General features: G+C 55.0%; 10 protein-coding genes. 4 read left to right on the top strand and 6 right to left on the bottom strand.

Going from position 1 to position 7724, the window contains the following annotated elements:
- The first annotated feature begins 330 nt into the window (after positions 1-330).
- Positions 331-951, top strand: a complete 621-nt coding sequence (locus QZ534_RS17185; protein ID WP_296936232.1) for an RNA polymerase sigma factor — start codon at positions 331-333, stop codon at positions 949-951.
- Positions 945-1205, top strand: coding sequence for a zf-HC2 domain-containing protein (locus QZ534_RS17180; protein ID WP_296936230.1), 261 nt, complete (start codon positions 945-947; stop codon positions 1203-1205). Before QZ534_RS17185 ends, QZ534_RS17180 begins: the two co-directional genes overlap by 7 nt.
- 15 nt (positions 1206-1220) lie before the next feature.
- Here the strand turns inward: QZ534_RS17180 and QZ534_RS17175 are convergent, their stop codons facing one another.
- From QZ534_RS17175 to QZ534_RS17160, 4 genes are all read right to left on the bottom strand, one after another.
- Positions 1221-2159 carry a DUF3179 domain-containing protein gene (locus QZ534_RS17175; protein WP_296936228.1) on the bottom strand — a complete coding sequence of 313 codons (939 nt, stop codon included), beginning with the start codon at positions 2157-2159 and terminating at the stop codon, positions 1221-1223.
- Entirely contained in the window at positions 2152-2523 is a 372-nt protein-coding gene (locus tag QZ534_RS17170; RefSeq protein WP_296936226.1) for a glutaredoxin family protein, read from the bottom strand. The genes QZ534_RS17175 and QZ534_RS17170 overlap by 8 nt, the downstream gene beginning before the upstream one ends.
- A gap of 69 nt (positions 2524-2592) precedes the next feature.
- Positions 2593-2919: a nitrate/nitrite transporter NrtS gene (nrtS, locus tag QZ534_RS17165; protein ID WP_296936224.1), complete on the bottom strand. Its 327-nt coding sequence runs from the start codon at positions 2917-2919 to the stop codon at positions 2593-2595.
- A 24-nt stretch (positions 2920-2943) separates the two neighbouring features.
- A complete protein-coding gene (locus QZ534_RS17160; RefSeq protein ID WP_296936221.1) occupies positions 2944-3339 on the bottom strand; it encodes a hypothetical protein in 396 nt (131 codons plus the stop codon).
- A 152-nt stretch (positions 3340-3491) separates the two neighbouring features.
- Between QZ534_RS17160 and QZ534_RS17155 the strand changes: the two genes are divergently transcribed.
- Positions 3492-3902, top strand: a complete 411-nt coding sequence (locus tag QZ534_RS17155; protein WP_296936219.1) for a hypothetical protein — start codon at positions 3492-3494, stop codon at positions 3900-3902.
- Positions 3903-3985: 83 nt separating this feature from the next.
- Positions 3986-4738, top strand: coding sequence for a YiiX/YebB-like N1pC/P60 family cysteine hydrolase (locus QZ534_RS17150; RefSeq protein ID WP_296936217.1), 753 nt, complete (start codon positions 3986-3988; stop codon positions 4736-4738).
- A 9-nt stretch (positions 4739-4747) separates the two neighbouring features.
- Here QZ534_RS17150 and QZ534_RS17145 read toward each other — a convergent pair whose 3' ends face one another.
- Both QZ534_RS17145 and QZ534_RS17140 read right to left on the bottom strand, forming a co-directional pair.
- A complete protein-coding gene (locus QZ534_RS17145) occupies positions 4748-6895 on the bottom strand; it encodes a bifunctional diguanylate cyclase/phosphodiesterase (RefSeq protein WP_296936215.1) in 2148 nt (715 codons plus the stop codon).
- Positions 6896-7019: 124 nt separating this feature from the next.
- The gene (locus QZ534_RS17140; RefSeq protein ID WP_296936212.1) at positions 7020-7709 is read right to left on the bottom strand and encodes a hypothetical protein; all 690 of its coding nucleotides are present in this window, start codon (positions 7707-7709) and stop codon (positions 7020-7022) included.
- Positions 7710-7724 lie beyond the last annotated feature (15 nt).

The following is a 7724-nucleotide window of genomic DNA, read 5'->3' as shown; positions in this document are numbered from 1 at the left end:
AAAACAACGTCTGAAATTCCCGATTTTCGCTGCATTGAAACAATATCGGCAAAAATCACCGGTTATTCAGACCTTCCCTAAATGGGTTTCTTAATACAAGCGCGAGCTGTATTTCCTGACAATGAGCCGACTTAAATCAGGGCCATGATCACCAATAATCTTGGAGCAATGAATCAGAGTCCGACGCAACTACTCAAGCTCGCCATTTTTAGAACTCTGCGCTCCGTTCCTAGAGTAAAACTTTTTTGAGCATTCACTACGAAATTCTGGAACTTTTTTCTACTCTCAATGACAGTACCGAGGTAGCGATCTCACAAGGAACGGAACCCGATGGAAACTGAAGTGCAATCAGAGTCCGAAGCATCATTAATCGAAGCCCTAAAACGGAGAGACTCAACCGCCTATCAGAAAGCGGTACGCGACTACTCACCCGGCATGTTGGCCGTCGCCCGATTTTACCTGGACCACTCAAGCGCCGAGGAAGTAGTCCAGGACTGCTGGGTAACGGTTATTGATGCTGTCCAGAAGTTCGAGGGCCGATCCGGTCTGAAAACCTGGCTGCACCGTATCGTCGCCAATCGCTGCAAGAACCGGCTTCGTGCGGCCAATCGGGAAGTCGCAACGGACTTCTCCGAGACCCTTGAGCCTGAACTGGCCAATCGTTTCAATTCCACAGGGCGATGGGATCTGCCCCCCAAGCTGCAATTCCATGAGTCCGCAGACACCCTGTTGGAAAATGGCGCCCTTAGCGATTGCCTAGACAAGCATCTCTCTTCACTGCCCGAAACCCAGCGTTCTGCCCTGATGCTTTACGAAGCGCATCAGCATAAATCCGATGACGTCTGTAACATACTGGATGTCAGTGCCTCTAACCTTCGTGTACTTTTACACCGTGCGAGGCAAAAGATCTTTCTCATGGTGGAGACCTTCCAGGAGACGGGCGAATGTTAATGTGCAGGGACTTGGCCGAAATTGCCAGTGACTACATTGATGGTGAACTCAACGGCCGGCAGAACCTGTCCGTAAAAATTCACCTGATGATGTGCAAGGACTGCAGGACGTTTATCGGCAATCTGCGAGCCAGCAGCAATCTGCTGAGCGCCCACTCATCGGGGAAGGCCGACGAGGAATTCCTGCGCCGGATTGACGAGCGTGTCGCTGAAGCACTGAGCGTCCGTAAAAACAATGGTAGTGATTCGGAGTAACGTTGCAGAGGTTTTCTATTCCGCCTCAAATACGTCGGTATCCGGATGAAAGGTATACCAGGCAAACCAGAAGGCCCGGGTCGCCGGAAGAAGGTTACCGGATTCGTCCCGTAGCTCCGCCGAAGGCACTTCCGGATCATAGTGCACCTGCACAGCCTTACCAGCAATTCGATCCTCAAGCACTCCACCGTGCTCCGCCAGCTCCGGAAACGGCCAGGCCTTGCTTTCGCCATTGTGTGACCAGCCCAACACCCAGGTTTTTGGATGATATTTCCGGCTGGTGTGGGTAACCGGGAAATAGAGACGCTCGGAGTGATCGTAATCGCCATAGGGCGACATTCGATAATTTCGGCGGTGGCCGGTATCGGTGGAAAGCACTTTTCCTCTCCCTTCAACGCGCTCCCGCCAGCGGTGCCAGAGTTCATGGCGAGTGGCTACAGGTTCCAGTTCCGTTCCGGCCAACGGCCCCGAAACCGCCCGCCCCTCAACCTGCGACCAGAGGGATTCGGTCTGATGGTCGTACATCAGTAGGTCACTGTTATACAGCAGTCCCGAAACGCCAAACGTGAGAGGCCGTCCGTCTACCCTCGGGTCGAAGGCCATTCCGGTACCGCACAAGGGGCAGAAGGTGATCAGCAGTGGTGTACCACCAAGATCATGATTCACTATCTCGTGCCAGTTCAGGATACCAATGGGGTAGGCAAAACTGACCTCTCCTTGGTCATAGGTCAGCACCAGGTCATCGGAACGCCAGAGGGATACATCTTCAGGGTTCTGGAAAAGCGGCTCATTAATTGATGGAATGCCGTCCCGGGGCGGCCCTCCGCGGAGAATCTCCTCCACCGGCACGAGCGCATTGCCAAGCTCAAACCCATTCTTTGTTTGACTTGAAGCCGGCTGGGCGAATAGCAGCAATGCCATCGCCAGAATCACGAGATTGTTGAATCTATTCATGGCTCCTCCCGGAGATGCCCAGCTCTCTGAGTCTCTGCTCGATTCTCGGTACGGAAAACCCATGCAATCGCTCGCCACCAATCAGGAAAAACGGTGTCCCCCTGCCGCCGAGTCGCTCAAACGTATCCCGTGCAGCCCGGGAGGCGTTTATATCGAATTCCAGGTAGGAGATCTGGTTGTCGTGGAAATAATACTTGGCCGCCTCACAGCCTGGACAGAATGGCTGCGAGAACAGAACGACACGGGAATCTGGTGACCCCATGCTCTTTTCAATGACCTCACCGGCCAACAACGCACTGTTCCAGCTCAATAAAACGGCCACTGCGGCGGTTACTGCAAACGCCCTTGCGATTGGCATTTTCATGCTCACCTCCCAGGCAGGAGACAGGACCCTGCTTGCTGTTACGAGGGAGACACTGCACCAGCTGGTTTGTTACACCGAATCCGATTGCATCTGGATGTTTCGGGCCTCCTCATGAACCCTCTGCTCCGCTGCTTCGGCCTCCCGAAGCAGCGTCAGATCCTTGCTGACACTGGTGTAGGTTGATACTAAGTAGGGCACGCAGTACGTCAACACAACTTTCAGCCAGTCCACAGACGCAGCGCCGGTGACCGCTTCCCATTGATTGATGAGCACCAGAAGCGTGCCAACAACTGCCGCAAGCTTTGCGGCACGCCGGGGCGTACCGTGGCCTACCGCAAGCTCGCAGGCCTCCCTGCAGTGGCGGACCGGAGTACGCAAAATCTGGAGAAACGACATCTAAACCTCAGGACCAGCATGTTGTTATCTGAAAAAACCACGAAGAACTCGTTCAGTTTGTGGAACTTTGAGGTCATCAGGGCGGACAATGAGAATATCAGCTCTCTGGTCTTCCGATGGAAAACCGATTTTTTTACCAGGAAAGACCCTCTCTAGCTCTTTACCGAGAGAGTTGATGGCCATATCCGGCTTTAACAGTGTAGCCACCACTAATGGCACGCCTGTCCAGGTTTGCTTAACCATCTTGAGAACATCCGCGAAACTGCCTGTCTCCGAGGTCACACTGCTGGAAACAATCACACCAGCAGGCTTCGTGGAGCTGCCGCTGGTGACAGGCGTAAAGCCAAGTTTCGAAAGCAGTTCGGTCATCGGTTTACGGATGAAAGGATGAGGACGGGCGAGAACAACTTCTCTGGTCATAGCAGACTCCTGACTTGCTGATTCAATTGACTCACATCGTCAAGACACCCCCTTCTGTCGTTTGTTACACAGCTCCTCCGATATTCCCGGAACTTCCCCGTGACCTCCATGTCTTTGGAACGATCGCTCAAAAATCATTGAAGGAGAAAAGAATGCCCAAACAGTTACCTCTCGCCCTGTTGCTGCTGCGTCTTGGTGTTTTTACCGTCTTCCTGTTCTGGACCCTGGACAAGCTTGTACAGCCAGATCATGCCGCCAAAGTGTTCGGTGCGTTCTACGGCCTCGGAGGGCTCAGTGATACCGCCTTTTACATCATGGGAGCAGCCCAACTCGCGCTTATCCTCGCGTTTGTGGCAGGGGTAATGAAAACCTGGACCTATGGCGCCATTCTTGTATTCCACGGCGTTTCTACCCTTTCGGCATTCGGCAAATACCTCCAGCCTTTTGAAAATCTCCTGTTCTTTGCGGCCTGGCCAATGCTTGCTGCCTGCGCTGCCCTGTTCCTTTTGCGGGACTACGATACCCTGACCCTCTCCCGCCAACCGGTTCCCGCAACCGCCTGATCAGTCCGCGAAAGGCTGTAACATTAACCCCGACTGCATGTCATTGTTATTAACAAAAACAGACATGCAATCGGGGGTTAACCATGCTGCTGAACTGGCTATCGAGGCGACTGGCTGCCTATCTTTCCAAACAGATCAAATGCCACTCTGTACGAACCTCCACCTGGGCAGCCATTCAGGCGTCGATAAAGCCCGGCGACGTGCTTCTGGTGGAGGGAAATACGCGAATCAGCACGGCTATCAAGTATCTGACCCAGTCCACCTGGTCCCATGCGGCGCTGTATCTCGGCCCAGAGGCGAACCTGGGTATTGATGAAGACGGAGAGGAACATGCTCTGGTCGAAGCGGATCTTGAGGAAGGTATTCGATACCTGCCGCTGTCTTTTTACCGGAACTTTCACACCAGAATCTGCCGGCCTGTCGGGCTCAGTGAGCAGGATATCAGCAAGCTGATCGACTACTCGAAAAGCCGGATCGGGCACCAGTACGACCTAAAAAACGTATGGGACCTGGCACGCTACCTTTGCCCCACACCACCGGTACCAACCCGTTACCGTCGTTCCATGCTGGCGTTGGGCAGTGGCGACCCTACCCGGGCCATCTGTTCGACCTTTATTGCCCAGGGCTTCCAGTCGATCCGCTATCCGATACTGCCTGAACGCCTCGCCGAATCAGACGACGACGCAGCTTCGCAAGCCCAACAACGCGAGTACTTCCGGATTCGGCATCACTCCCTGTTTGCCCCTCGGGATTTTGATGCATCGCCCTATTTTGATGTGATCAAACCCACGCTGGAGCAGGGGTTTGATTACCGGCAGTTTCAGTGGGCAGATTGAGCCTCCTGTTCAACCATCGCCCTTATCTTTCGCGGCTCGGAATCCCGTTTGCGAGGGCTTGCCCAACAGATACCCCTGCAGCTCGTCGCAACCCGCCAATGCCAGCCAGCTTGCCTGCGCTTCGGTTTCAACACCCTCGGCAATAACCTCGCAGCCCATGGCATGAGCCATGGTGATGATGGTGCTGCATAGGGCCTGGTCCTGCTCGTTATCCGGAAGGCCAGTCACAAAGGTCCGGTCAATTTTGATACGGGAGACAGGCAGAGCCTTGAGATAGGCCAGCGACGAATAGCCGGTGCCAAAATCGTCGACCGCAAGGGTCAGATCCAGCTCACGAAAGCGATTGAGGGTTGTCATTGCCAGTTCAATATCGTGCATCAGGGCCGTTTCGGTAATTTCCAGTTCCAGCAGACGAGCGGAAACGCCACGGCTTTCAAGCAAAGCCGAAAGTCGGTCGGCAAAACCCGGATCGTGAAGCTGAAGTGCAGAGACATTCACCGCAATTCGCCCTGAAAACCCCTGTTCCGACCATTCCTTCAAAGTGGCAACCGCCTGTTCTAGGACCCAGTCGCCGATTTTGACGATAAGCCCGGTTTCCTCCGCCAACGGAATAAACTCAGCGGGTGAAACCGGGCCAAGCAGGGGATGATGCCAGCGAAGGAGCGCTTCATAACCGGTGTTCCGCCTGAGGCGATCGAACTGCGGTTGGAAATACAGCTGCAACTGCCGGTTCCCAATGGCCGTTTTGAGACTGTGAATCAATTCCTGCCTGTGGAGGACCTGATCTCCGAATTCCGTGGCAAAAAACTGCACCCTCTGGCTCGGTGACTTTTTTGCACGATGCATGGCAATTTCAGCGTGACTGAGCAGGGTTCTGGCATCCTGTCCATCCAGTCCGGAGACGGCAACGCCAGCACTGACCTCACACTCAAAGGTTTTACGACCAACCTGGACTGGACGCTGACAGGCTTCAATAACGGCAGAAATCCCGACCTCAATGTCCGTTGAAGCTCGCCCCCGATCATCGACCAGTAGCCCGAACACATCGCCTCCAAGACGGGCAACCCGGCCATGATTGGTACTGAAGCCGGCGATACGACGGGCAATTTCCTGCAATACCCGATCGCCAGCCTCGTGTCCTGCCAGACCATTCAGCGTCTGGAAATCGTTGAGACCGAGCACCAGAACGGCCTCTTTCCCTCCACCATGGTCTGGATCGCTGAAATGGCGGTCCAACTGCTCTTCGAACAGGCTCCGATTGGCAAGGCCGGTAAGTTGATCATAAAGGGTCCGGATCTCCAGTTCCTGCTCGGTTCTGCGCAGGGTGCGGGTTCGTTCCGCAAGCAATTGGTCGAGTTCCCGGTTAAGCAAATTCAGGCGTGACAGGTAAGCCGCGTTCTGTTTCAGCATGCTGTTGAACACTCCTTCCACTTCACCGAACTCATCGCAGCGGCCGGCGGGCGTGAGGTATTTCAGGGGATGTTCGGCGTCCTCGCCAGCGCGGGATATGCGATCACGGAGTTTGAGGAGCGGGGACAGCATCATACGATCGACCACGAACATGGTCACGGCGGTCACAAAAACGGCGATCAGCAGCGACAGACCCAGTATCCGGAACACAAAGGCAACCAGCTCCGATGGCACGTCGCTGACATCTACCCTGGCCAGGGCCTCGTAATCCGAGAGAACCGGGTCAGCGGCCCAGGAGAGATCGATCATTCCCTGCGGTGTCCTGGGCGCAGAACGAAGCAAGCCATTGGCGGGGTGTGGCGTTGTAATGGTTTCACCCGCTCGATACTCGGTTCCGGCTCTGCGCAGGGAGACACCAACCAACGGACTGCTGGTGATCAACGCCTCCAGTGCACCCCCGGTTATATCCCGTCCCCGGGTGTGATTGATGAAAGTGATGATTGCCTGGCTGGCTATATCAACCCGGTCGTTCAGAAGGTCTTCCTCGTAATTGCGGTACGACGGAATAAGGATGGCGACCTCAATGGCAAGAATGGCAGTAAAGGCCGCCAGGGTGAGATTGCGGCACAACCGGCACTCAATGAGTTGTCTGGCCCACTGCCTGAAAGAACGCCTGGCAAGGGATTGATCCTCCCTGCCCAGCTCGCCGTTGGCCATGTCCAACTCTGGTTCCACCGCCGATTTCATACTACCTCGCCGTTTTTAAGAGCTTTTTAGAGAGACACGCCAGGCAAAGGTAAATTACAAAAAAGGGTGGGGCTTTACCCCCACCCAAGTCCGACAGCAGACTCACTGATGCAAAGCGATATTACTACTGCTTGTCGATAAACTTTTTCTGTTCCACGCGGGAATACTCCGTTAGCGCTGCCAATTCCTCGGAACCCCACTCAAGAGGCTCTGCAGCCATCGGTGCCACCATGCAGATCTGCACCATTTCATCCAGGTGCACCATGTCCATGCCAAAGTCACGCTGGCCCATGGCTACGACATGAGGGTATTCATTCTTGAACGTGGCATTGTAGCCAGCGCCATTAGCATGGCAGGTAGCGCAGGAAAGCCCGTTGGAAGACAGGCTGTTGTCATTGAACAGCTTTTCGCCCTGTGCCCGCAGATCGGCCACATTGCCCTGATAGGGCGTATAGCCCTCGGGACGGCGAACCGCGTTTTTCAGCTTGGCAGACACGCCTTCGCCTTCTGCCTCACCTTCAGCCTCACCCTCGGCTTTCCCTTCAGCCTCGCCCTCACCTTCTGCGCGGCCCTCTGCTTCACCCTCGGCGCGAGCTTCTGCTTCGCCCTCTCCTTTCGCGGAACCTTCCGCCTCGCCGCTGGCCTTCCCTTCAGCCTCACCCTGGGCGGCCTCAGCCGAAGGGATCAACCCAAGCCCGGGGCCGCTGCTCGCATTGAAGCCGGCCACGGCCACCACCGTCATCATGGGAACCGATACCATGAGATTTCGGGACAGTTTTCGTAGAAGTTCCTTTCGGTTTTTGTCTGTGGACATATCTGCAACCTCCGG

Source organism: uncultured Marinobacter sp., from assembly GCF_913055835.1.
Lineage (GTDB): Bacteria > Pseudomonadota > Gammaproteobacteria > Pseudomonadales > Oleiphilaceae > Marinobacter.
The sequence above is the reverse complement of the archived record's forward strand: the minus strand, read 5'-3'. Positions and strand labels throughout refer to the sequence as shown.